The sequence below is a fragment of the Candidatus Pantoea formicae genome, assembly GCF_011752625.1.
In the GTDB taxonomy this organism is placed as follows: Bacteria; Pseudomonadota; Gammaproteobacteria; order Enterobacterales; family Enterobacteriaceae; genus Pantoea; species Pantoea formicae.
Genome location: NZ_VWXD01000001.1, coordinates 442,338 through 467,593 on the forward strand (window position 1 = coordinate 442,338; position 25,256 = coordinate 467,593).

At 51.9% G+C, this 25,256-nt stretch carries 25 protein-coding genes; 14 read left to right on the forward strand and 11 right to left on the reverse strand.

Translation table 11 applies throughout. The features are described 5' to 3' along the window. Positions 1–33 precede the first annotated feature (33 nt). From F3J38_RS02270 to nthA, 6 genes are all read right to left on the reverse strand, one after another. Positions 34–2,328, reverse strand: a complete 2,295-nt coding sequence (locus tag F3J38_RS02270) for a TonB-dependent siderophore receptor (RefSeq protein WP_167134717.1) — start codon at positions 2,326–2,328, stop codon at positions 34–36. Positions 2,329–2,512: 184 nt separating this feature from the next. Next, positions 2,513–3,505 (reverse strand): HoxN/HupN/NixA family nickel/cobalt transporter, encoded by a 993-nt coding sequence (locus F3J38_RS02275; protein ID WP_167134719.1) that lies wholly within the window; start codon positions 3,503–3,505, stop codon positions 2,513–2,515. A gap of 16 nt (positions 3,506–3,521) precedes the next feature. After that, positions 3,522–3,974, reverse strand: coding sequence for a nitrile hydratase accessory protein (locus F3J38_RS02280; RefSeq protein ID WP_167134722.1), 453 nt, complete (start codon positions 3,972–3,974; stop codon positions 3,522–3,524). Beyond that, positions 3,967–4,335 carry an SH3-like domain-containing protein gene (locus tag F3J38_RS28340; RefSeq protein ID WP_167134723.1) on the reverse strand — a complete coding sequence of 123 codons (369 nt, stop codon included), beginning with the start codon at positions 4,333–4,335 and terminating at the stop codon, positions 3,967–3,969. The genes F3J38_RS02280 and F3J38_RS28340 overlap by 8 nt, the downstream gene beginning before the upstream one ends. 9 nt (positions 4,336–4,344) lie before the next feature. Continuing rightward, positions 4,345–4,647, reverse strand: a complete 303-nt coding sequence (locus F3J38_RS28345; RefSeq protein ID WP_084931720.1) for an SH3-like domain-containing protein — start codon at positions 4,645–4,647, stop codon at positions 4,345–4,347. A gap of 13 nt (positions 4,648–4,660) precedes the next feature. Further along, positions 4,661–5,245 (reverse strand): nitrile hydratase subunit alpha, encoded by a 585-nt coding sequence (gene nthA, locus F3J38_RS02295; RefSeq protein ID WP_167134725.1) that lies wholly within the window; start codon positions 5,243–5,245, stop codon positions 4,661–4,663. 421 nt (positions 5,246–5,666) lie between these two features. Between nthA and F3J38_RS02300 the strand changes: the two genes are divergently transcribed. From F3J38_RS02300 to F3J38_RS02325, 6 genes are all read left to right on the forward strand, one after another. Further along, positions 5,667–6,908 (forward strand): urea ABC transporter substrate-binding protein, encoded by a 1,242-nt coding sequence (locus F3J38_RS02300; RefSeq protein WP_167134728.1) that lies wholly within the window; start codon positions 5,667–5,669, stop codon positions 6,906–6,908. A 12-nt stretch (positions 6,909–6,920) separates the two neighbouring features. Next, positions 6,921–7,790: a branched-chain amino acid ABC transporter permease gene (locus tag F3J38_RS02305; RefSeq protein WP_167134730.1), complete on the forward strand. Its 870-nt coding sequence runs from the start codon at positions 6,921–6,923 to the stop codon at positions 7,788–7,790. Then, positions 7,790–8,821, forward strand: coding sequence for a branched-chain amino acid ABC transporter permease (locus F3J38_RS02310; RefSeq protein ID WP_167134731.1), 1,032 nt, complete (start codon positions 7,790–7,792; stop codon positions 8,819–8,821). The genes F3J38_RS02305 and F3J38_RS02310 overlap by 1 nt, the downstream gene beginning before the upstream one ends. Beyond that, positions 8,818–9,549 carry an ATP-binding cassette domain-containing protein gene (locus F3J38_RS02315; RefSeq protein WP_167134733.1) on the forward strand — a complete coding sequence of 244 codons (732 nt, stop codon included), beginning with the start codon at positions 8,818–8,820 and terminating at the stop codon, positions 9,547–9,549. Before F3J38_RS02310 ends, F3J38_RS02315 begins: the two co-directional genes overlap by 4 nt. Continuing rightward, positions 9,542–10,246 (forward strand): ABC transporter ATP-binding protein, encoded by a 705-nt coding sequence (locus F3J38_RS02320; protein ID WP_167134735.1) that lies wholly within the window; start codon positions 9,542–9,544, stop codon positions 10,244–10,246. Before F3J38_RS02315 ends, F3J38_RS02320 begins: the two co-directional genes overlap by 8 nt. 151 nt (positions 10,247–10,397) lie before the next feature. After that, entirely contained in the window at positions 10,398–10,991 is a 594-nt protein-coding gene (locus F3J38_RS02325; RefSeq protein WP_167134737.1) for an ANTAR domain-containing response regulator, read from the forward strand. A gap of 13 nt (positions 10,992–11,004) precedes the next feature. Here the strand turns inward: F3J38_RS02325 and F3J38_RS02330 are convergent, their stop codons facing one another. Beyond that, positions 11,005–11,940 (reverse strand): helix-turn-helix domain-containing protein, encoded by a 936-nt coding sequence (locus F3J38_RS02330; protein WP_167134739.1) that lies wholly within the window; start codon positions 11,938–11,940, stop codon positions 11,005–11,007. 118 nt (positions 11,941–12,058) lie between these two features. Then, a complete protein-coding gene (locus F3J38_RS02335; protein ID WP_240155872.1) occupies positions 12,059–13,471 on the reverse strand; it encodes an amidase in 1,413 nt (470 codons plus the stop codon). Positions 13,472–13,661: 190 nt separating this feature from the next. Between F3J38_RS02335 and F3J38_RS02340 the strand changes: the two genes are divergently transcribed. The 7 genes from F3J38_RS02340 to F3J38_RS02370 all read left to right on the forward strand — a co-directional run bounded on the left by F3J38_RS02340 (position 13,662) and on the right by F3J38_RS02370 (position 21,748). Next, entirely contained in the window at positions 13,662–15,083 is a 1,422-nt protein-coding gene (locus tag F3J38_RS02340; protein ID WP_167134741.1) for a hypothetical protein, read from the forward strand. 331 nt (positions 15,084–15,414) lie between these two features. Further along, entirely contained in the window at positions 15,415–16,620 is a 1,206-nt protein-coding gene (locus F3J38_RS02345) for an SfnB family sulfur acquisition oxidoreductase (RefSeq protein WP_167134742.1), read from the forward strand. A 9-nt stretch (positions 16,621–16,629) separates the two neighbouring features. Then, positions 16,630–17,832, forward strand: coding sequence for an SfnB family sulfur acquisition oxidoreductase (locus F3J38_RS02350; RefSeq protein WP_167134743.1), 1,203 nt, complete (start codon positions 16,630–16,632; stop codon positions 17,830–17,832). Continuing rightward, positions 17,829–19,190, forward strand: a complete 1,362-nt coding sequence (locus tag F3J38_RS02355; protein ID WP_167134744.1) for an LLM class flavin-dependent oxidoreductase — start codon at positions 17,829–17,831, stop codon at positions 19,188–19,190. Before F3J38_RS02350 ends, F3J38_RS02355 begins: the two co-directional genes overlap by 4 nt. A gap of 20 nt (positions 19,191–19,210) precedes the next feature. After that, entirely contained in the window at positions 19,211–20,011 is an 801-nt protein-coding gene (locus F3J38_RS02360; protein WP_167134745.1) for a MetQ/NlpA family ABC transporter substrate-binding protein, read from the forward strand. A 2-nt stretch (positions 20,012–20,013) separates the two neighbouring features. After that, positions 20,014–21,114: a methionine ABC transporter ATP-binding protein gene (locus F3J38_RS02365; RefSeq protein WP_167134748.1), complete on the forward strand. Its 1,101-nt coding sequence runs from the start codon at positions 20,014–20,016 to the stop codon at positions 21,112–21,114. After that, positions 21,098–21,748: a methionine ABC transporter permease gene (locus F3J38_RS02370; protein ID WP_167134750.1), complete on the forward strand. Its 651-nt coding sequence runs from the start codon at positions 21,098–21,100 to the stop codon at positions 21,746–21,748. Before F3J38_RS02365 ends, F3J38_RS02370 begins: the two co-directional genes overlap by 17 nt. A 78-nt stretch (positions 21,749–21,826) precedes the next feature. Here the strand turns inward: F3J38_RS02370 and F3J38_RS02375 are convergent, their stop codons facing one another. Next, positions 21,827–22,729, reverse strand: a complete 903-nt coding sequence (locus tag F3J38_RS02375; protein WP_167134751.1) for a LysR family transcriptional regulator — start codon at positions 22,727–22,729, stop codon at positions 21,827–21,829. 100 nt (positions 22,730–22,829) lie between these two features. Here F3J38_RS02375 and F3J38_RS02380 point away from each other — a divergent pair, with 100 nt between their 5' ends. After that, positions 22,830–23,897 carry an SDR family oxidoreductase gene (locus F3J38_RS02380; protein WP_167134753.1) on the forward strand — a complete coding sequence of 356 codons (1,068 nt, stop codon included), beginning with the start codon at positions 22,830–22,832 and terminating at the stop codon, positions 23,895–23,897. Between the two features lie 5 nt (positions 23,898–23,902). Here the strand turns inward: F3J38_RS02380 and F3J38_RS02385 are convergent, their stop codons facing one another. Together F3J38_RS02385 and F3J38_RS02390 are read right to left on the reverse strand one after the other, a co-directional pair. Then, positions 23,903–24,874 carry an alpha/beta hydrolase gene (locus F3J38_RS02385; protein ID WP_240155898.1) on the reverse strand — a complete coding sequence of 324 codons (972 nt, stop codon included), beginning with the start codon at positions 24,872–24,874 and terminating at the stop codon, positions 23,903–23,905. Further along, entirely contained in the window at positions 24,849–25,217 is a 369-nt protein-coding gene (locus F3J38_RS02390; protein ID WP_167134755.1) for a hypothetical protein, read from the reverse strand. Before F3J38_RS02390 ends, F3J38_RS02385 begins: the two co-directional genes overlap by 26 nt. Between the last annotated feature and the right edge of the window lie 39 nt (positions 25,218–25,256).

The following is a 25,256-nucleotide window of genomic DNA, read 5'->3' on the forward strand; positions in this document are numbered from 1 at the left end:
GGCCAACCCTAAGGGTGGCCGCTGAGTGACGAATCAGAAGTGCATGCCCAACTGCATAAAGTATGTCCGGCCTGATTCGTTATAGGTGTTTGCGCCCGCGCCCCACAGATAAGCCCCGGTAGTGGCATTGCCGGTACTTTGCGCATTGCCTTCACGGAAATGGCGTTTGTCGAAGATATTATCGATGCCGGCGGTGACATCGAGATATTTCGTCACGTTATAGGTCGCGCTCATCCCCACCAAGGCATAAGGCGACACCTGACGTAGTTCACTGCCAGAGGTGGGTTCCCCTTGGTAGTTCAGTTTTTTCGGTTTCTGACGGCCGTACCAGGTCAATGTCCCTTGCACGGAGAGATCCTCCGTTGCCTGCCAATCCAGCGTCGAATTGATGGTGTATTTCGGGATGATCGACAGATAATCGCCGGTGGATTTATTTTCGTTATCAATGATGTAAGTGAAATTATTGTTCATTTTTAACGAATCAGTAATCGGGAAGTTCAGCGTGCCTTCCAGACCTTGCACCACGGCTTTCGGCACGTTTTCCCATTTGTAGACATCGGCAGTGCCGTTGTTGTATTCCGGGTTATAGCCGCCTTCAATTTTGTCGTGATAATCATTGCGATACCAGGTCAGACCGGCTTGCACATCATTGTGATGATATTCAATGCCGATCTCTTTGTTGACGCTGGTTTCTGCTTTCAAATCACTGTTGCCTTGCAGGTAGCAGTAACCCGAGCCTGCGGAGTAGCACCCTTGGCCTTTACTGAACAGCAGGTAATTTGGATTGGTTTGGTAGAGGTTAGGTGCTTTCCAGGCGCGGGCAACACCTAGCTTAAGCGTAAAATCATCACCCAATTCTTGAGAGAGGTTAAGTGCGGGGCTCCAGTTGCTACCGCTGATGCTTTGATGATTAAAACGCAGGCCTGGAGTCAATCGAGTCGTATCAGTCAGTTCGATATTATCTTCAGCGTACACACCATAAATATCCGCAGAGCTGTAAAGGCTACGATTGGTATCTGAGATCCCGATGATTGAGCCGCCCGAACTGGTGGACTCCGTGTTAGAAGAGGGATCTCTCATTGCCTGATGGTTGTACTCCGCGCCGAGTGTCAGGGTTTGATTGACCCACGCATCAAACGGGATATTGACCTCGGAATGCAGGTTGGTGTCATACAGCGTAATGGTCGAGAAGCCTTCATTCGACGGGCTGAAAATCCCCGCGATGCCCCCGGACAAACCTTCATTGAGTCGCGTGTTGCGCGTTTTTTCAAACTGCACGTAGTTATTCGTCGTGACACCGTTATCCCACGCGCCGGTATATTTCAGGCTCAGGGTTTGGCGATAAAGCACATTGGTCTCTTTGCCATAATACTTTTTCACCAAGGCATTGCTGTTGGTATTTTGTGTATCACCTGCATACAGATTACCCTGGCGGCTAAAACCCGTATCCAGTTCCAGTGCTTGCCGTGGCATGAATTCCCAGCGTAGCGCAGAGTGAATATCTTTATTGATAAACCCTTCGCGACCAGAGGGATAACTGCCAGCATAAGAACCAATGCGTGGAGTAGTATGGCTTTCGTTAATATTTTGCGCATCGGCTTGGGTTTTATTCCAGTTCCCGTATAACCGCAAGGTGAGATTATCTGCCAGCGCGCCGCTTAAACTGGCGTTGTAGCGTTTGGTTGCGCCTTCATCTTTATGCTGGGGGGCGTTGAAGTAGGTATTAAAATTGCCATGCCACTCATCTGTCGCAGGTTTGGTAATAATATTGACCACACCCCCCATCGCACCATTGCCGTATAAGGCTGCTGCAGGACCGCGAATCACTTCAATGCGATCGATCATTTCAGGTGGCACCCAGTTGGTATCGCCGCGTGTATCACGCTCGTCGCTCCAGCCATAGCGTACCGAATTACGACTGCTCACTGGCATGCCGTCGATCATAATTAAGGTGTTTTCCGGTCCCATACCGCGGATATCAATCTGGCGGTTGTTGCCACGCTGGCCGCTATTCGAGTCACCCGTGAGGTTCACACCGGGCTGGGTGCGGATGATTTCCGCAACATCACGCTGGATTGGATGTTTTTTTATGGCTGAACTATCGATGGTAGAAACTCCCGGAGCCTGTAATGTTTGCTCCCTGGCGGTAACCACTAAGGTGTTTTCGCTATCACTTTTCTTATCTGAAATTTTGAGAGGTTTCTGCTGCTCTACTTCACTCGTGGGATGTTCTTTCGTCTGGGTTTCATCGGCCTGTACGGCGGGAATCAGTAACGCTGTTGCAATTAATGTGCTCAACAGCGAGCGGGCACAGTTATGCTTTACCATGATATTCAACCACTTCCTTGTAGGGATAAAAAGTGGAAAATACCTTAGTGAGAATGATTCTTAATTTCAATGGTGTATTTGCTATTCGGCATCATGTTTCGGTAAAAGCGGATTTAGCAGAATGTTTGCAAAATCATGGCGGCTTTTACCTGAACACATCCTGTTAACAAGGTGTCGCTGGGCTTCAATCTGTTTCCAGAGGTTGTCGTTTGGCTCGCTGTAAGAAAAGCAGCCATACGCAAATTGAGCTGGCTATCAGTACCCACCCCATCTGACTTATCACTAATTCCATCATGCTATCCAGCGCTGGTGAGAATAACCTGTTGAATTGAAATACCGTCGAGACCTCATAGCAGCCAATCGCGAAGGCGACCAATATCGACAGGGATGAGATGGCAATCGTATAGTTGACGCTTCGCAGCGGATCAAACGCCGACCAGCGGTATAGCTTCAACATCATCACGCCGTCGGTGCTGTCAATCAACATCATGCCTGCGGTGAATAACAGGGGCATCAACATGATGTGCAACATGGCTTCCCCTCCAGCAGCATGGTTAGCGGATATACCAAAAATCGCGACTTCGGTGGCCGTGTCAAAACCGATGCCGAATAGGAAACCGATCAAAAACAGATGATGGCTCCTACTCACCAGACGGAACAGCGGAGCACATAGGCGGGTCAGAACACCATAATGGTGACTTTCATCTGGCAGTGGCAGCAGGTTGCTTATCAGCCGTTGGCGCTTTTTAAAGCACAGCCATAATGTCCGGCTATTAGCCCAGGCCAGCAACAGTAAAAAAGCACCGGATATCAGCGTGCTGAATAAGCCGCCAATCTCCTTTATGCCAGGAAACATCTGTTGCAAGGGTTGGGTAGTTAACGCGAAGACCAGACAAGCAATCAGCACCACTGAGGCATGGCCGAGTGAAAACCACATACCTGCAGTGAAAGCGCCTTTACCCTCATTGCTCAATTTTCGGGTGGCATTGTCGATAGCAGCAATGTGGTCGGCATCAACAGCGTGGCGCAAACCAAACAGGTATGCCAGCAGTGCAACACTCAATGCGGTGGGTGATTGTTGAAAGGTCATCAGGGCTGTGCCGATGACCATTATATTAAACAATACCGCACTGCCAATGACTGCCAGCCCCTTTTGCCGGTTACTCATCACCTTCATAAATGCTCCTGATTAATCAACAAAGTGCGCTAAACACGCGCAGGGGCTGAATCACCGGCTGCGAGTCGTGGTGATGATCATGATGGTGATGATGGTGAGTGTGCGGATGTTCGGGCGAGCAAGTGGCGGCGGCCAAATCAACGGGACTGCCGTGTGGTGTGTTGAGAAAGGCCTGACGCCACTGCTCTTCGCGAATCAAAAGTTCCGACATTTGAATCAGGTGATGCTGTGCGAGGATTTTTTCCAGGCAGCACAGCCACTGACGATAGTAAGCAGTATGCGCATTTTCATCACTGCGCTGAGGGAAATCACGTATTTCACTGGCAAATTGCTCTACCCACTGCGACCAGGTGAAATATCCACGCTGTGAAAGTGCCACCGCGATGACAAAAGCATCAGCTTCCCATGGCTGTGCAAAGCTCGGATCGGCCTCACTGACTTGGGTGATAATTGCGTTCAATTCATCCATGTGCAGCCCCCTCGCTTTTGCCAAGAATGTAGTCGGCCCAAATACTAAGATGGACGCTAAAATTCTCACTGCTTTCGCCCCACAGTTCTTTGCTGCTGAATTTCACTAAATACACAAACTGCGGTTTCTCCTGCTGTTCGGCTACCAGTGCATCGGGAAATACGCAGGCACCATAATTAGCCACAATGACTCCTTTCTTGCCGCGCGCGTAACGGGGCAAACGTGTATGCAGCAGCGGATTAAGATTGTGAGTCACTATGGAATCGCCGGGTTGGAATTCCGGTGTAACATCGACGGGACGATGATAATTCGGTGGCGTGGTAATTAAATCGAGATATCCCTGTGGTGTATAAGTATTCATGTTGTGTCCTCAGGCAGATAGTTCGGCGAGACGTTGCTGTAATTCCTGTGCGGTAAATACACCGGTCTTACACATTAATTGTTCAATGGCGAATAACCAGTGTTCGTAATAAGTGGATTGTAAGTATTCAGTGACCGGCATTTTTTCAATCTCGTAGCGAAAATCGTCAAGCACGATCTTTCCACTCATGAAAAAAACCAGCGTGGTGGCGAAAATATCTTTTTCCCAAGAGTGATGAAAATTAGGTTCATCGATTTCAATCTCTATTGGGCCTAAATTCTGCATGCCACCACAATCATGGATATTATTCATTACTGTAATCCCCTTAGAGAAGACGTGTGCCAATCATAGAATCGCGCGTCACCAGTGCTGCCAACTCAACTTCATTTAAGGTCTCGCTGTTTGCAGGTGGTTGCGGGAGCACGAAATAGCGAATTTCTGCGTTGCTATCCCAGACGCGAATCTCTTTGCTGGCAGGAATCTCCGTACCGAATTCAGCCAACACGCCGCGCGGGTCGATTACCACGCGTGAACGATAGGGGGGCGATTTGAACCATATAGGAGGTAAACCCAGTACTGGCCAGGGGTAACAGGAGCAGAGTGTACATACCACCACGTTATGTACTTCGTCTGTGTTTTCGAGAACATGCAGGGTTGCACCCTCGAAGCCAGAAAAGCCCAGTTCATTAACAGCCTCGCGCCCATTTTCCAGTAAGCGAGCTTTGAAATCGGCATCTCGCCAGGCTTTGGCAACGACTTGTGCACCGTTTCGAGGACCAACTTTGGTTTCAAAGTAGTCAACGATAGTGTCAGTGACGTCTTGGCTCAGAAAGCCTTTTTCAGATAATAGCGATTGGATAGCGCGAATTTTCAACGCGGCTTCAGATGGCAATACCGAATGGTCCGACATAGCGGTTCCTCAATATTTAGACAAGTAAAAGAGCTGGCTGCACTATTGACGTTAATCAAACTGCTTTTTATATCTTTGTTCAAACTGCCATCTGCTGTGTTTTATCAGACAGGATGTTCTAACGTTACTTATTTGCACTGAATGAGTGCTCGATGCTATTTAAGAGTGCAGAATGTTTTGGCGGGGTTAATAAATTCAAATGCCGACAGGTTATGAGTGCTGCGCCTTGAGCCTCATTTTATGATTATTTTAAATGAGACGTTAAATGTGGCCCGCATATTGCTAATCTCTAAATGTGCCCCAACGTTGCGGCTCTTTTCTTAAGTAAATGCAGCCAGTGCTGTCTGCTGTTCTCAGTTTTTTCCTTCCGACCTCCGGAATATTCCAATTTTAAATCCATTAACTTCATTGTGAGGGTGCTATGGCTATTAGTCGTCGTTCATTTCTTCAGGGATCTGCTGTTTCAGCTTTAGGTTTAGCCGCGGGCATCGCGCCGAAATTAACGTTCGCCGCAGACAGCAAAGACGCCATTAAAGTGGCAAGTATTCTTGACCTGTCTGGTGGATTGGATATCTACGGCAAACCAATGTCGAATGCGATTAACCTCGCTGCGGAAGAGATCAACGCTGCAGGAGGCTTGTTGGGCCGGCAGTTGCAAATCATCAATTATGATGCGCAATCTAACATGCAACTCTATGCGCAATATGCCCAACAGGCAGCCCTGAAAGATAAAGTCGCGGTGGTTCACGGCGGCATTACTTCCGCTTCACGTGAAGTGATTCGACCGGTGCTGGATCGTTTTCGTTCTCTCTACTTCTATCCTGCGCAGTATGAAGGCGGCGTGTGTGATCGTAACTACTTCTCCTCTGGCTCGACCCCAGCGCAAACCGTGGAAAAGCTGGTGCCCTACGCAATGAAAAAGTGGGGTAAGAAGGTTTACGTGCTGGCAGCCGATTACAACTACGGCCAGATCGTCTCGTCATGGGTGAAGAAGTCGGTTCATGACAATGGTGGAGAGGTGATGACGGTCGAATTTTTCCCGCTTGACGTGACCGATTTTGGTGCAGCGATTTCCAAAATCCAAAGTGCACAACCCGACATGGTGTGGTCGGCTCTGGTTGGCGGCGCGCACATCTCCTTTTATCGCCAATGGCATGCTGCGGGTATGAGCAGCAAGATCCCAATTGCTTCAACGGTGTTCGGCGGAGGTAACGAACATATCATCCTGTCACCGGAAGAGAGCAACGGTATCCTGGTGTGTGCCAACTATATGCAGGAGATCCCGTCGCCCGAGAATAAGGCGTTTGTCGAAAAATTCCATGCGCGTTATGGCGCCAATACTCCCTACATCAGCGATCTGGCGATGGGCGCCTATCAGGGCATGCTGATCTGGGCCGAAGGGGTGCGAAAGGCAGGGGATATCGATCGTATGAAGGTGATTGAAGCCTTGGAATCCGGCATTTCTCTTACCTCACCGAGCGGGAAACTGAGCGTCGATCCGGCCACACACCACTGTTCGTTGGATGTGCACATCGCCGAGGTGGAAAACCATCAGATGAAGATACTGGAGACGTTCACCGATCAGGCACCGGTCGATACCGCCATGGTGTGCGATCTCAAGAAAAACCCGCGTGATACCAAACAATATCAGATCGAGCTCTGACAGGAGATAGGCATGGAACTGTCAATTATCTACAGCATTGAAGTGCTCAATGCCATCGCGGTATTGGTGATCATGAGCCTGGGGTTAGCGGTGGTGTTTGGCATGATGAAAATCGTCAACATGGCGCATGGCGAGTTTATGATGCTGGGCGGTTACAGCGCCATACTCGCTACCAATCATTTTGGCGTGCCGATCTGGATTTCGATGCTGGTGATTGCACCGGCAAGCGTTGGCATATTTGGCATGGTGATTGAGCGCGTTATCATTCGCCATCTTTATGGCCGCATGATTGACACCATGCTGGCGACTTGGGGATTGAGCCTGGCGTTGATTGGTGCGGCAACCATGTTGTTTGGTAACACCACGCTGGGCATCAGCTCGCCGCTGCCCAGCGTCAATATCGGCCGCTACAGCACCAGCGGCTACTCACTTTTCATGATTGTGTTTGCACTGTGTCTGGTGGGGGCGCTGTGGCTATTGCTGCGCTTCACCACGCTGGGATTGTGCGCACGTGCCACGATGCAAAATGCGCGTATGGCGGCAGCATTAGGCAATAACCCGGGTAAAATCTACAGCCTCACTTTTGGTCTCGGAACGGCGCTTTCGGGACTGGGTGGGGCGCTGCTGGCCCCTATAACGGGGGTAATTCCGACCATTGGCGTCAGCTTTATTGCCAAAGCCTTTATCACGGTCATTGGGGGGGGCAGCGCGATCATCGCCGGAACGCTCTCATCCTCTACGCTCTTTGGCACCATTTCCCAACTGGTGACCTACCTCTCCACACCGGTATTTGGCGCCGTTGCTCTGCTGCTGAGTGCGGTTGTGCTGCTGCGCCTGCTGCCGCAAGGCATTACCGGCCGTTTCTTCAGGAGATCGTTGTAATGAAACTGTTTTCAAAACACGTTCGCATCTTGCTCAGTACGGCCGTGATGGTGCTGCTGGCGTTCTGGCTGTCAGGTGCCATTGAACTCTATACCTTGCTCTCCATCACCGTATTTTTAGTGATGGGATTGCTGTCGCTCAGTCTGGCGTTTATCTGGGGCTACGGCGGCATTCTCTGCTTTGGTCAGGCCGCTTTTTTTGGCTTGGGTGCTTATACCTACGCGGTGTGCGCCATCAACTGGGGCGATTCAACCTGGGCAGTAGTGATGGCGATTTTGATACCCACCCTGTTCTCGCTGTTATTGGGCTATGTCATTTTCTATGGCGGCGTCAGCGATGTCTATCTAGGGGCCATTACGTTAGCGGTGAGTTTGGTGTTGTTCAACTGGGTCAACTCCACCTCGGGCAGCGAATATCATATTGGTGACGCGCTGTTAGGCGGTTTCAATGGGATACCCTCAGTACCGACCTTAAATATGCCGTTCCAGCCTGATGCGATCCTCCCACCGGAAGCCATTTTCATGGTGACGGCAGGAGCGTTGGCACTTTGCTATGCGCTATTGAAGTTCGTACTGCTCAGCCGTTTCGGCAAAACAGTGGTGGCGATTCGTGAAAACGAACAGCGTGCAGGTCTGCTGGGCTATAACGTGCCTGCTCATAAACTGGCAACCTTCGCGATAGGTGCGGCGATTGCAGGTATGGCAGGGTGTCTTTATGTCAACTGGGGCGCGTTTGTCAGTCCCGGTGTGTTCAGTATTAGTCAGTCAGCGCAGATCATCATCTGGGTAATTGTCGGGGGGCGCGGCACGTTGATCGGTCCTGTCATCAGCTGCGTGCTATTGCAGTGGATGGTCACACGGTTGGGCGCGCAGCAGACCGTCGACGTCAATCTGGTGTTGGGTGTGATTTTGGCGGTGTTCGTACTGCTGATCCCGGGCGGTATACTGCCAACATTGCAAAAGTTGTTGCGACGTAAGCGATCGGCGACTGCGGCATCCCCGCGTGCATCAGTGAGTGAGGTGAAATCATGACAGCAACGATCTTGCTGGAAACCCGCAAGATGGGCGTCAGCTTTGGTGGCGTTCATGCGGTGAAAGAAGTGGACTTTACCCTGCATGAAGGTGAATTACGTTGCCTGATCGGCCCGAACGGCGCGGGAAAAAGTACCTTTTTTAAGATGCTCAGTGGTCAGGTGACGCCGACGCGCGGTGAGTGTCGCTATCGCAATCAGGTGATATCCGGCAAGCGTCCTTGGGACATTGCCCGCTTGGGTATTGGAATTAAAACTCAAGTTCCAAGTGTGTTTGAGGGGCTTAGCGTGCGGGAGAATCTCTGGCAGGCCGCCGCCAATAAATTGTCGAAAGCGGCCGTGCCTGCGGCGATTGACCAGGTACTACAGGACATTGGGTTGAGTGACCATCAAGATGCGGTGCTGTCTGAACTGGCCCACGGCCAACGGCAGTGGGTGGAGTTGGGGATGATCCTGATTTCACGTCCGCAGTTGGTGTTGCTCGACGAGCCTGCCGCAGGGATGACGCTTCAGGAAGTGCGGAAAACAGCGCAGCTGATTAAAGCCATCAACCAGCAGAGTACGGTAGTGGTGGTGGAACATGATATGGAGTTCATCAGCATGATCGCGCAACGGGTCACGGTGTTTAATCAGGGGGCGGTGCTGGCGGAGGGGAGTTTTCGCGAGGTGACGCAAAATCCATTGGTGAAAGAGGCGTATCTCGGCAATCTGGAGATTAAACATGCTTGAAATTAAAGAGATGGTCTCGGGATATAACAAAATTCCGGTATTGCACTTATCCGAGCTGTTTGTTGGCGCAAAATCCTTCACTGGCGTATTAGGGCGAAACGGCATGGGTAAAACCACGCTATTGAGAACCATCATGGGGGAGCTGCCGGCATGGCAAGGTTCAATTGCGCTGAATGGCATTGATATTACACGCTATCAAGCGCACCAGCGGGCAGCTGCAGGTATCGGTTTTGTGCCACAGGGGCGGCAAATATTCCCGCTGCTAACGGTCGAAGAGAACTTACGTATGGGATGTGTGAAGCACTTTTCCCGTGCAGGAACGATCATTGAGCAGATGCTGGAAATTTTCCCACGACTTAAGCGGTTACTGACGCAACCCGGTGGTGCGCTGTCTGGCGGTGAACAGCAACTGTTGGCTCTGGCACGCTGCCTGTGCGGGCAGCCACAACTGGTGTTATTAGACGAGCCAACGGAAGGGATTCAACCCAATATCTGTGAGGAGATCATTGAAACCTTGCAGCGGTTGCGTCATGAAATGGATATCTCGATCATTCTGGTGGAGCAGGATATTGAGTTTTTATATGCACTCTCGGACCGCATCCATGTCATCGAAAAGGGGCAAATCGTGCAGCAGATTGACCCGCGAATCCAACCCAGCGCCAGTGTTGCGGAGCAGTATTTAGGATTTCATGCATAGAAATACCCGCCCCCTTAACTCTTTCCTGCGGGCGAGGGTTAAGGCGCTTTCATGTCCCGGCTGACACAGCACCCGGCAGCGCCAACACAGCGTGAATCGTTGAACTCTTCTACTGTGAGGCTTCCTCAATCAGGCAGCACACAGGTGAAATATGAATGAGCAATCACTGCTGGCCACACTTTCGGGCGTCCGGCTGCACATCTTCCATCCTGATTCTCAAAGCGTGCGGGCTTTTTGCGCTTCACTGACTCAGTTGGGTTGCAAGGTGCAGCACAGTTGGCCGCCCGAGGCGTCGTTCCCTGCGGAAACTCAAGTGCTGCTAGTGGCGATTGAAACCCATTATCAAACACGGTTGCTGCGCCTGTTTGAGACGATTAAACACCAACATACCCCTGTTATTGCCTTAGCGGATTGCCATGATGCGCGGTTGTTCCCGCTTTTACTGCAGTTACAACCGGCCGCCATCGCAGAACGAGAGCTGAACCCCTTCGCCTTGATCGTGCAAATCATTGGGAGCTGGCAAACAGCGCAACAGAATTCGCAACTGCGCACTGAACATGCGGCTCGTCACCAACGCCAGGTGAGAAATGAACGTCTTGCACAAGCTAAGGGGGTGCTGATGCAAACCTTCGGACTGGATGAGTCGGATGCCTATCACTTTATGCGTACTGAGGCCATGAACACGCGCAGCAGCCTGGAGTTCACTGCTGAACGTGTTCTTAATCAGTTGCAAAAATTGTCATGAGTACGGATAGAAATCACGATTCTGTTTGACGCAGTAGGCTACTCGGCGTGCAGCCAAACGCCTTGCGGAACGCCAAGCTAAAGTGAGACATATCGCTGAAGCCATGGTCTAACGCGACCTGCGTAATGTTACGCGCTTTACCTTCAGCCAGTGCTTTGCGGCATGCCAGTAATCGCTCCTGCCAGACAAAATTCATCGGCGTGGTGCCATGTGCAGCGAACACTCGGCTGATGGTGCGCGGAGAGACATGGTGTGCGTTGGCAATCTGCGCCATGGTTAAGTCTGCTTCCTGTAAGTTCTGCCGCAAGTAACTCACCACGCGCGAATAAAGATCGGGTTTTAATACGTCATCACTCTTCTGCAAATTGACGCTGACGGAAATCATGTTAATCAAGGTGTTAGCGAACTGTTCGGCCAGAAAACCGTTTTCACATTCGGCATGGAAAATAAACGCCTCTTGCAAGAGTTGCTTAAGCGAGGTCATGCCCGGACGGCTGAGATCCAGCGTTTTACCCGCCAGTCTGGCAATCGCCGGCGCCTCCTTTTCGATCATTTGACGCGGTAAATGCACGATATTGATCGCCACATTGTCCATTGCGAAATCAAAAGGGGTCGCAGCATCATAGATCACTACATCCCCGGCACTTACACGAGATTGATTTTCATTCTGTCGCAGCGTGCCCTGACCCGAGCGAACATAACCGAGATATAAATCATGATTGGGATGACGACGAATGCACTCCGGGGTGCGTTGCCAAACCAAGGCGGTTTGTGAAACATGGTGCGCAATATCAACGTGTCCGAGCATGGAATAGCCAAAACTGCCGGAAAACGCGCCTGACTGAACCTGTCGGGCTTCAGCTTTGATTAAGCGCGAACAGACAGCGTCGCGCCAGGCGTCAAAGCGATGGCGATTATCTAAATGATCCGTGGTGAAAGTTTCTTTCATAGCAACGTCCCCTAAACATGGCGAAAAAGGGCGAAATCACAATAAACAAAGCAATTTTCAGGCCATAAAGAGGTAAAAAAGCCGCACCGGGGTGGCTGTGCGGCTTCATGGGTAGTATTTACAAGGCAGGATGTTTTTTATGCCATTCAGTGACTTGCTGGAAAGCCCAGGCGGCTTGAATCATCGCGGTTTCATCGAAATGCGCAGCCACTAATTGGAAACCAATGGGCGCACCGGTCGCAGTCATACCACACGGCAGAGTGATGGTGGGATGTCCGCTGGCATCAAATGCACTGGTATAGCGCAGGACGCCGTTAAACAGTGCCTGATCGGTACCAAAACGGGTCATGGTATCCCAGGTTAAACCGGCATAAGCAGTGGCCGGCGCGAGAATCAAATCAACATGTGTGAACAACGCGGAGATATCGCCGCGCAAGGCCGCTCGATTCAGCAGTAAGCGTTGATATTCCAATGCAGTCACCTGATGTCCCAGATCGAGCAACCCTGAGAGTCCCGGGCCGTACTGATCCTTCTGCGCAGGATAGGTGGCTTCGTGTGCCAGTGCCGTTTCCACCGCACACAACGCACTCCATTCAGCAGCTGCTTGCTCGGTATCGGGCAGGGTGATGTCTACCGGTGTTGCACCTAGCGCGATTAAGGTGGCCAGGGCGGCTTCCAGCGCGGCACGGGTCTCTGCATCCACTTTTTCAAGTGCCCATGCTTTATCCACACCGATACGCATTTTACTGATGCCACGCGTCATCAAGGCCAGATAATCCGGCACGGGTTCGCTACTGGAGGTATGATCCTTATCATCACGTCCGGCAATCGCTTGTAACATCGCCGCGGCATCCGCAGCGGAACGTGCCATCGGTCCAATATGATCCAGTGAGGCGGCCAGTTCGCACGCACCGTGTCGGGTGACGCGTCCCCACGTGGGTTTAATGCCGGTTAAACCGTTTGCATTGGAGGGGAAACGGATTGAGCCACCGGTATCGGTACCGATTGATCCATAACAAAGTCCTGCGGCTGTGGCGACGCCGGAACCACTTGATGAAACCCCGGTCCAGAGCGCGCTGCCCCAAGGGTTATTGGGGCGAGTGATTTCAGGATGGTGATCGGCAAAGGCACTTTCCGTTTGTGTGAGTTTACCGAGAATCACAGCGCCCGCCGCACGGAAACGATCCACGACAGTAGAGTCTTCAGCCGGATAGTGATCCTTATGGATGATCATGCCGTGGCTGGTGGGCGCATCTTTGGTCCAAATCAGATCTTTTAACGCAATAGGCACGCCATGCAACGGGCCTCGCTGTTTGCCAGAGGCAATTTCAGCATCCGCTTCCGCTGCCTGTTTTAATGCACTGTCTCGCATCACATAAAAATAGCTGTGCAGGTCGCTGTCGAGCGTGTCGATGCGAGCAAGCAGCGCTTCAGTGACAGCAACGGAGGTGATGTCGCCAGACTGAATCAGGCGTCCAATTTCCAGCAAGCTTTTGTAATGCAGATTGTTCATCGCGACTTTACCTCTCATGAAATGCGGACTGCTCGTTGGGCAGACAATGTGTTGATGAACAACGTAAATCAGACGCTCTTATCTGGCTGTGTTTAAGCAGACAGATGCTGTGCCAAAAATGTCAGGTCCCTCAGAGTTAAACAAAACTAAAGTGTTATGCCAGTGTGCCGATAACCTTGTGCAATAGTTCATGCAGAGGATTATTTTGATGCTAAATGGGATTGGCAGCAGCGTGTTACGCAACCTGATTTCTGCAGGTTCAAGTGTGAACACGACGGTGAACAGTAAAGCTACACAGAGCAACTTGCAGGCTGAAGCGTCAACGAAAGTCACCTTCAGTGAGGACAGCGAGGCCATCGCGGCTATTTATAAAATCGAGCCCGCGCAGGTGCAGAACAGCGGAGCGATTGGCAGCAATATTCAGGCACAACTTAACGCCGCCGCGCAGACAGGCGGTGTGGGCATGAGCGGAATCGGCAGCAACTTGCTGAGCAATTTGCTGCAAAATCGTGACAACGTCACATTAAGTGTGCCCGCCACTGAATCTTCTGGCGCGACGAACGGAAGCCAAAGCGCCGTGGCGCTTACGGTGACCACACAATCAGGGATTCAGGTTAGCTTGCAAATGACACGCCAGCAGGGCGGATTGGTGGTGGAGTTAAACACCAGCGGTGGCAAGCTAAGCAATGACGAAGCCACTGCCATCAGCCAACTTTCTGACGGTTTGCAAAAAGCCTTAGACGGTTTAGATGCAAGTAGTACGCAGTTGGATATTGCCGATTTGATGAAGTTCGACACTTCGCAACTCAAAAGCGTCGATTTGAAGACCGATCTGCGCAATGGCGATAATGTCACCCAGTCGCTCAATCTCCATGCTGACGATAAAGAGCGCTGGTTGGGCTTCCACAATGGCGATGTCAGTATCAAACTGGATACCGACGTGTCGAAACTCACTCAGGCGGGGAGTGCCGACCAGCAGGCAGCAGCCCTGGACCAGTGGGCAACGAAGTTTGATCAGGCGGCTGCACGCGGCCACGGCGATCGCACCATGCTGAATCTGTTCAAAGACAGTTTCCGTGCCCTGAACACCACTGAGGGACAGGCCAGTCACAGCGTTAACACCCAGCGCGTGATTTCCATTGATGCTAACGCGGCTAAAAACGGTGCGATCAGCGGCTTGGCTGATTTCTCTGCCAGCTATCAGCAAACACCACGATCCGGTAATCCCTACAAGCCAGAAGAGCAGGACACATTCTCCCTGGATGTGGCGCAGCAAACCCGTTCGCAGCAGCATAGCGACACCCAGGATCTCACGCAGGATACGCTGTTCAAACTCAAGGCCAGTTTCCACACCGCACTGGACTCTGATGGGGATGCGAAACTGACAGCACTCAAGTCATCGCAAAATTATCGTTATCACCTGATCAACGATGAAGAACGCAGTCAGACCTCGGTGTCGCAGAACAAGAAGGGTGAGTTGGCCGCGCAGACCACACAGCAGATCACTCAGCATGAAACCGTGAAAAGCTACCAACAGGCAAAACTTATCGACAGCGTAGAGATTCCACACAGTGAGAAGTCTGTCACTGCGCATCAATACGCACGAGCGTTATTCGAATCGGAAATCTAAATTGTCGGCTCAGTGAGAATTTATTTTCGCTGAGCCTTTCTCCTTCCTTTTGCTTTTTTTACTCTTCGTTAGCGTTTATTGATATTAAGCGTTTTTGAGTGATTTTAATTCTTTATCTTCCCTCAAAAAGCCCCATGAGGCTTGAACCATGGTGAGTGATATCCCATAGATAATTAATGGAAAATTATTGCCGGATATAGCATAACCGTACTATTTACTTAATTAACGCCTCCTGATTATCATCCCTTTCAAATAGTTATTCACGCTGCGCCGCACGCTTTATTTCCGTGCTGGTGGGTTATTCACTACGCCGTTAAAAGTGAAATCAACGATGAAACAAAATAATCATTCTCCTGAGCAACAGGCTAGGGTATTGACCAGTGATGCACAGGCGATTGCCGTTGCGCATCATATTGCTGAGCAAGCTAAGTCCGGTGCGGTGGATCGCGATCAACAGCGCATTTACCCGCTGACGCTGCTCAACCAGTTCACTCAGTTGGGGTTAGGCAGCATCAGTGTGCCTAAGCAATTTGGCGGTGCAGGACTCTCTTTTCAGACCGTGGCGGAAGTGTTTCGTGTGATCTCTGCGAGCGATCCTTCACTGGGACAAATTCCACAAAACCACTTTGGCTTAATTCAGTTCATCCTCGGCGAAGGAGAACCTTCACAGCAGCAGCAGTTACTCCGTGCAGTGGTGCAGGGGCAACGTCTGGGGAACGGCGGGCCGGAAAAAAACAGCAAACATACGCGCGATGTTCAAACACGGTTAGTGACAACGTCACAGGGGCTTGCTCTTTCAGGTGAAAAATTCTATTCAACTGGCGCGATGTTTGCGGACATCCTGGTGACCACCGCAATTCAGGAAGAACAACCTGTGATGGTGTTCATCCCACTGCCGACGCAAGGGGTAGAGATTGTTGATGACTGGTCAGGTATGGGGCAGCGCACGACCGCTAGCGGCACGGTGAAATTGCAGCAGGTGGCGGTGAATCCCACGCTCATCATGCCATTACCCAGCAGTGACAAACCCACATTGCGCGGAGCGGTTTCTCAACTGATTCAGGCCGCGATTGATGCGGGGATTGCACAAGGTGCGCTGGACGACGCACTCGAATTTGTGCGCAGCAGCTCGCGACCCTGGGTGGATGCCGGAGTCAGCCGCAATGCGGATGATCCCTACATTCTGGCTGATGTCGGCCGTATCAGCACCGAACTCAGCGCCGCGAATGCCTTGCTGAGACGGGCCGCACGCATTCTCGACAGCATTGATCAGCAGTCGCTTTCCGCTGACGACTGTGCTCGTGCTTCGATTGCCGTCGCCGAAGCTAAAGTGCTGACCACGGAGATTGCATTGCGCGCTAGCGAGAAATTACTGGAATGGGGAGGCAGTCGCGCCACGTTGCTGCGGCATGGCCTCGATCGCCACTGGCGCAATGCGAGGACGCATACGTTGCACGATCCGCTGCGCTGGAAAAATCATGCCATCGGTAATTACTACCTGAACGGCGTGCAACCTGCGCGTCATGCCTGGATTTAAGGAGAGTTTATGACGCAGGTTTCCCCCAAACACCCCGCGCAGCGAATCAGCAACGCGGTGCAAGCCTTACAGGTGGCGCATGAACTGGCCGATGCTTTCCGCAGTGGTGCTGCACGACGCGATCGGACGCGTGAGCTGCCGCATGCGGAACTACAACGCTATTTTCAATCAGGCCTGGGCGCAGTGACCGTGCCACAAGAATATGGCGGCATTGGCCTTTCTTGTGCAGATCTTGCCACCATTTTCGTCCTGCTCAGCGCAGCGGATGGTTCGATTGGTCAGGTGCCACAAAACCACTTTTACGCCCTTGAAGTGCTGCGTATCAACGGCAGTGAAGCACAGAAAAAACGGCTATATGCGGAAGTGCTGGCAGGTATTCATCTGGGCAATGCGTTAGCTGAGTTCAGCTCTTCTGCCGCGCACCAGCGCTCAACCGCCATCACCCGGCAGCCAGAAGGTTTGCGCCTAAACGGTGACAAGTTCTATGCCACAGGCGCGTTGTTTGCCGATCGCATTCCTACTCTGGCATTGGCTGATGAAGGTAAAGAACAACTGGTTTTTGTGCCGCGCTATCAGGATGGCGTCACGGTCATTGATGACTGGAGCGGCTTTGGGCAACGCACCACGGGCAGCGGTAGCGTGCAATTCCGCGAGGTTGAGATTGCTGCTGAGGACGTCGTGCCATTTCAGACGGCCTTCGAGCAGCCAACTACCGTGGGTCCGTTTGCGCAAATCATGCATGCCGCGGTTGATCAAGGGATTGCGCGTGAAGCTTTTGATGATCTATTGGCCTTTGTACGTGAACGTGCCCGCCCGTGGCCAGACAGTGGAGTGGCGCAGGCTAGCGGGGATCCTTTAACGCTTGATCGCATTGGCCGACTGGCCGCGCGGCTCAGCGCGGGTGATGCGCTTCTGACTATCGCCGGAGATGCCGTCGATGCCGCACAGCGTGACAGCAGTGCTGAAAATGTGGCGCTTGCCTCGGTGGAGGTGGCGAAGGCACGGGCCTGGACCACAGACGTGTCGCTGGAAGCGGGGAATTTACTGTTCGAGTTGGGCGGATCGCGATCCAGCTTGCGTGAGCACAATCTGGATCGCCATTGGCGTAATGCGCGTACCCATACGCTGCACGATCCGGTGCGTTGGAAATATCCGGCGATCGGCAACTATCTCCTGAATGGCGTGATGCCGCCGCGTCGGGGGACAATATGAGTCAGAAACAGATTTTACTGAATGCTTTTAACATGAATTGTGTTGGGCACATCCATCATGGTATGTGGACGCATCCACAAGACCGCTCCGTGGATTTCAATTCTCTGTCCTATTGGCTGGATTTGGCGCGATTGCTGGAGCGCGGTCTTTTTGACGGCCTGTTTATTGCTGACATTCTCGGTGTTTATGACGTGTATCAACAGGGGATTGGACTGACCGCAAGTGAGTCAATTCAGTTACCGGTTAACGATCCATTAATGCTGATATCAGGCATGGCTAGCGTGACGCAACATCTGGGTTTTGGTGTGACAGCAAATCTGAGTTATGAAGCGCCATATCCTTTCGCTCGCCGTTTCTCTACCTTGGACCATCTCACTCAAGGCCGTATTGGCTGGAATATCGTCACCGGTTACCTCGATAGTGCCGCACGAGCGATGGGGCAGCATCAATTGCAGGCTCACGACCGTCGTTATGACCAGGCAGATGAGTTTCTCGACGTGGCTTATCAATTGTGGGAAGGCAGTTGGCAGGAAGATGCTTTGCAAGCGGACAAGGCTCAACGGCTCTACGCTGATGCCAGTAAGATCCATGCCATCAACCATCAGGGCGAATTTTATCAGGTGCAGGGCTATCATTTGAGCAGCCCGTCACCCCAGCGCACGCCGCTGCTGTTTCAGGCCGGTTCATCAGCGCGTGGCGTACAGTTTGCTGCACGTCACGCCGAGTGCTCATTTGTTAATGCGGCTTCGCCTGCTGCCATGCGGGAACAGTCTCAGCGCTTAAGGCAAGCTGCGGTGGCCGCGGGGCGTCATGCTGATGATCTCCGCATATTTATGGGCGTTAGCGTGATCGTGGCACCCACCGAACGAGAAGCGCAGGAAAAGCAGCGTAGCTATCTCGAATACGCCAGTCCTGAAGCGGGTCTTGCCCATTTCTCCAGCTCAATTGGTCTCGATCTTGCGGCCTTTGGCCTGGATGAACCAATACAAACGGGTGATACCCGCGCGATTGAATCCGTCAGTAAAGCTTTTAGCGGCTGGACACGGCGCCGTTTGCTGGAACAGCACGCCATGGGCAGTCGTTATCCGCTGATTGTCGGCAACCCGTCGCAGGTTGCAGATGCGCTGATCGCGTGGATCGACGAAGGTGATATTGATGGCTTCAATCTAACTCGCATCCTTAACCCGCAAAGCTACCGCGATTTCATCGACTTGGTGGTGCCTGAATTACAGCAGCGCGGCCGCTATAAGACGGCTTATCAGCCCGGTAGCCTGCGACAAAAAATTTTCCAACAGCAAGATCGTTTGCCCGATCGCCATCCGGCAGCACGCTGGCGACCGGCACCTTACCTTCGTTAATTTAACCTCAGGGATTCGACATGAAGATTGCACACCTATTGGCACTCAGTGCCGCGATGTTTACCGCCAGCGCTTTTGCTGCCAACGATTACAGTGGCCCGTTAAAAGTGGGCACCACGGCGGCTTTCGCGCCGCCTTTAGAAACCGCCGTGGCAGAGGCTAAAAAGCAGGGACTGGAAGTACAACTGGTTGAGTTCACGGACTGGACGGCTCCCAACGTCAGTGTAGAAAACGGTGACATTGACGTTAACCTGTTTCAGCACAAACCGTTTTTAGAGAATGCCAATCAGCAGGGTGGGTTTCATTTAGTCCCTTATGCACCTGCCATCATTAATAACATTGGTCTTTATTCGAAAAAGCATACGGCATTGGATCAAATCCCTGACGGCGGCACGGTGGCGATTGCAAACGATCCCATCAACGGTGCGCGTGGCTTATTGCTGTTGCAGAAAGCGAAATTAATCACCCTCAAGCCTGGTGCTGGATTGAAATCGACGGTTGATGATATCGCCAGCAACCCTAAACATCTGAAGATCATTGAAGTGGAGGCGGTTCAGCTATCACGTTCGCTAGATGAAGTGGATTTAGCACAAGGCTATCCACACTATTTGCGCTTGTCCAAAACCATCGATCCGAACAATGCATTGCTGTTTGATGGCCTGGAGCATCCAGAATATGTGATCCAATTTGTGATTCGTGACGGCCATCAGAACGATCCTCGTCTGAAGCAGTTTGTGGATATTTATCAGCACTCGCCTGTCGTGCGCGCCAAACTGGATGAGTTCTACGGCAAGCTGTATCTGCCGGGTTGGAGCCAGTAAACATGGTGAGTCTGACGATTCCCGGAGAGCGTGATGCGTTGATAACGCCCGCCCAGCAGGGCCATAGCAGCGTTCATGTGCAGATTCGCCATCTCAACAAACGCTACCCAAGCCAGGCTCAAGATGCCCTGAAAGCCATTGATTTACAGGTCAAGCGCGGTGAAATCTTTGGCATTATTGGTCGCAGCGGTGCGGGAAAATCGACGCTGATCCGCTGTCTCAATCGGTTGGAAAATCCCACACAAGGGTCGGTGGTGATTGATGGGATTGATCTCGGCCAATTGAGTGCGAGTGAGCTGGTTGAGTGGCGTCGCCGCACCGGAATGATCTTTCAGCACTTCAACTTGCTTTCGGCCAAAACGGTTAGAGAAAACATCGAGTTGCCGTTAAAAGTCGCGGGGGTGCCCGCAGCGCAACGACGTAATAAGGTTGATGAGTTGCTGGCGCTGGTAGGGTTAGAAGAGCGTCAACATGCTTGGCCAGCGCAACTTTCCGGTGGCCAGAAGCAGCGTGTCGGTATCGCGCGCGCGCTGGTGCATGATCCAGAACTGTTGTTGTGCGATGAGGCGACATCAGCGCTCGATCCTGAGACCACGCGTTCCATTCTGGCGTTGCTTAAGAAAATCAATCAGCAGCGACACATTACTATCGTGCTGATCACCCATGAAATGGATGTGGTGCACGATCTGTGTCACCAGGTGGCGGTTATCGATCAAGGAGAAATCATTGAGCGTGGCCCGGTATGGCAGGTGTATAGCGATCCGAAACAGGAAACCACGCGCCAACTGCTCAACCCTCAATTTGGTACGTTGCCCGAAGCGCTACAAACCTTGTTATCACCCACACGTCAGCGGCAGGATTCGCGCGTACTGGTGCGGTTGCGTTACAACGGACAAGGGGCGCAGCCTGACCTGGCGATGATCAGTCTACGTGTTCCGGGATCATTAACACTGATTTATAGCGCGGTAGAGTGGGTAGAGCGCAAGCCAACCGGTCAATTACTGTTGTTACTGGATGCGCAGCATGAGGCGGCACAGGTTTATGACCTGCTGGCAACACAAGCTGACCAACTGGAGGTTGCAGGTTATGTCACTGGCTATTGACCGTTTATGGATCGGGTTGTTGGATACCTTACTGATGGTCGGGGTGTCCTCATTCTTCGCCTTGGCGCTAGGTTTGCCCATGGCAGTGATTCTGGTGGTGACGGGACGTGGCGATCTTTTTCCCAATCCCTTGCTCAATCGCGTATTGGGTTGGGTAGTGAATCTGTTCCGTTCGATTCCCTTTTTGATACTCATGGTGGCACTAATCCCCTTCACCCGCTGGATTGTCGGTACCACCTATGGAGTTTGGGCGGCAGTGGTGCCGTTGACGCTTGCCGCCACGCCTTTTTTTGCTCGCATCGCTGAGGTGAGTTTGCGAGAAGTGGACAAAGGCTTGACCGAAGCGGCGCAGGCGATGGGGTTTCACCGCTGGCATATTGTCTGGCATGTGCTGCTGCCGGAGGCGCGTCCGGGCATTGTCAGTGGTTTTACCATTACGTTGGTGACAATGATCAATGCGTCGGCGATGGCGGGTGCCATTGGCGCAGGCGGCTTGGGCGATCTAGCCTATCGCTATGGCTACCAGCGCTTTGATATGCAAGTGATGCTGACGGTGATTGTGGTACTGGTCGCGCTTGTGACCGTGCTGCAGTTTTGTGGTGACCGATTGTCGCGGCGGTTGAATCATCGTTAATGCTCTTGGCATCGCGGGATAAATTGCGCCGCTAAGGCAATGCGCATGGCACTTTAGCAGCGAGATGGATCTCGTTTACTAACGAATCTGCAATCCTTCCAATGCAGCCAGCAGCGCATCGACTTTCGGTAACAACTGTTTGCGGCGCGGCCATATCAACGTTAATGCCAAACCATCGGGCTGTTGTTCCGGCAAGATAATCTCCAATTCACCGCGTGCCAGCGGTTCGCGCACCAGCCAGGATGGCATCTGCGCGACCCCCAGTCCACCACACAGCGCCTGTACTTGAGCATCGACATCACCCAGTGCCATGCGATGTGGCACGTTGCGCCAGTGCGGGTGACCATCAGCAGTGGTAAACAGCCAGGGCTTGGTGCTGCCATCCACACGTTCATACATGATGGCCTGATGCTGTAATAACGCCTCTTCACTGCCCGGACGGCCAGCGCGCTCTAAATAGTCCGGGGCAGCGCAAAACACCATGCGCTCGCGCCCCATTTGACGACAGCCGAGAGAGGCTGGAACGTCTGGCGATCCGCCAATACGTACAGCCACATCAATTCCCTCATCAAACAGGTCGATAAAACGATCGGAGAAGGTCAGGTTGATTTCCAGCTCAGGATGTTGCTGGCAAAAAGGAATCAACACCGGCATCACGCCGAGGCGGCCATACGTGTTGGGCACCGCAACGCGCAAGCGCCCAGAAGGAATACTGCGTTGCGCTGCCAATACCGCTTCGGCTTCTGCCAACTCCTCCATGATGCGCAAGCAGGTTTGGTAATAGGCGTTGCCGGCATCCGTGAGCTTCAGGCTGCGAGTCGTGCGTTCCAGCAGGCGTGAACCGAGGCGACTCTCAAGCCGGGTCACGCTTTTACTTACTGCCGAACCCGTAAGATGCAGACGTTCTGCCGCAGCGGCGAAGCTGCCGCTCTCAACACTGGCGACAAAGGGGACGATGTCTTTCAGACGCTGATCGTGCATTGATTCGTGAATCCAGGTTGTGAATGATGTGAATTAATGCCAGAGATAGGAACTCAATTCTCTATTAAGCTCATCATTACTGAAACAGAGGAGAATTGAAATGCAAAAACACGCGTTAATTGTGGGCATCAGTGGTGTTATTGGGCGTGCGCTGGCAGAGAAACTGCAGCAAGAGGGTTGGCAAGTGACAGGACTATCACGTGGACGCGGAGCGATTCCAGAGGGCTGCCGCAGCCTGACCGCCGATCTCACTGATGCACATGCCGTGAGTGCTGTGCTGGCAAAAGAGAAACCGGATGCGCTGTACTTCAGCGTGTGGTCCCGCCAGGAGAATGAAAAAGAGAATATCCGTGTGAACGGTGGCATGGTGCGCAATGTGATTGAAGCCTTGGGCGATCGTTTAAACGGTGCACATGTGGCGCTGGTGACTGGTCTGAAACACTATCTTGGGCCATTCGAAGCTTACGGCAAAGGCGCGGTCCCGGTGACACCTTTCCGTGAAGAGCAGGGGCGTCAGCCGGTCGATAACTTCTATTACGCGCAGGAAGATGAGGTTTTCGCGGGAGCAGAGCAATACGGCTATCGCTGGAGCGTGCATCGTCCACACACCATTATTGGTTATGCGCTGGGCAACGCCATGAACATGGGCCAGACCTTGGCGGTTTATGCCAACCTGTGCCGTGAGAAAGGCTGGCCATTTATCTTCCCAGGTTCACCAGAGCAGTGGAATGGTCTGGCCGACGTCACCGATGCAAGCCTACTGGCAGAACAGTTATTTTGGGCGACCACTGCCAAGGAAGCCGCCAATCAGGATTTCAATGCGGTGAATGGTGATGTGTTCCGTTGGAACTGGCTTTGGCCGCGTCTGGCAGCGTATTTCGGCATTGAGGCCGCTGCCTATCCCGCGCAGATGATGCCGCTGGAAGGACGCATGCAGGATGCGGAAGAGGCATGGCGTGAGATTGCCGCACGCGAGAATTTACTTGAGGCGGACATCAACAAGCTGGCTTCTTGGTGGCACACTGATGCCGATCTGGGACGTCCGATGGAAGCGTTCACGGATGTGAGCAAAAGCCGCAAAGCCGGATTTACCGGCTATCGCGCAACGTTGGATTCGTTTATCAACTTGTTCGAAAAGCTGAAAGCAGAGAAAGTGATTCCGCAGTAACAGGCTCATTCCGAGATTTTAGGTAAGGGCTTTGGTCCGCCAGCGAGCGGGCCAATGCTCTTCACTACGTGTTTGATAAATTCGCCAATCTGAAAAGAGGAGTGGAACAGGCAATCAAGATGGTGACTGTCTTTGAGTAATTTAAAACTGAGGTAATGATTGCCATATTTTTTAGCAAACTCCTCCATTGCCTTTGGTTCAAATAATTCATCTTTGTCCGCCACTAGCATTAGCGTGGGAAGGGGGAGTGTGCTTAGTTGTTTAGCGGGAGAACGAGGCGTTAACGCATTCGCCATATTGACACTGTATTTGCGCACCAGGTTTTTGACATCATTATCGATGCTGCCAGGAATATTCAGGTTTACGGCAACATAGTTTCCAAAAAGCTTACCGCGTGTAAGTGCGTTCAATATAAAAGGCCATTGTGTGACCCTGGCAAACGGCACAGTGGTTATTTTACGGTGAACACCTTTTGCGAAGGGGCCTAACTCTGGCGCTAACAAAGTTAAGCTGGTTATCCTGTAAGCTGGTTTATGGCAGGTAAAATAATTGATGAGCATACCAGCACCGCTGGAGTGACCTAGTAGATGATATTGAGCCTGAGGATAAGACCGCTTTAATGCTGTGATGAGCATATCGACATTCTGCCAAAGCAGGCGGGGATCAGGTAGGTGCCCTTTAATGCCCTTTGATTCGCCATGACCATGCATATCCACTAAACAAACTGACAGACCGCTTTCAGCAACCAATTGGCGAGCGAGGATGCCGTATCCAGCATCAAGATTGACACCGCCTCCGTGATAAACAATGACAATATTTTTGACGGGGTGGGTGCCTTCATAAAACCGATACCTTAATCCTTCTTCGTGATGCGTTGTCACTGATGATGTGGAACGCAGTGATTGCTCATAATCGGCTGCCGCCGCACTAAATCGCTCAAAATCTAGCACTTTAAGATCCCTTTTGATGCCCATCATCCAGTTCACGCAGTTTACGCATGACCGGCCTGACATCATTATTTAAATATTCCATCGTAGTCAGAAACACCATGCGACGCTTGTCGAAGTCCTTACGGTAAAACATAAAGCGTAACCCTGGTGCACAGACCAATAATTGCACGTCATTGGCAATAAGTGTGTCGATATTGGATTCGCTGGTATCAAGCGTGAAACTCCAATGAAGCTGTCGCTTGCTGATGGCACTTTGTACCGCAGCAATATATTTCTCTGCACGAAAATATCCCAATGCGCCATTCGCGCCAAATATTGGCGATCTGAATAAGGTGGGGCTGGGTATGTCAATAAAAACGATGCTTTTCATAGGCAGTGATTCCTTCATCTGCTTTGCTGAATTAACCAT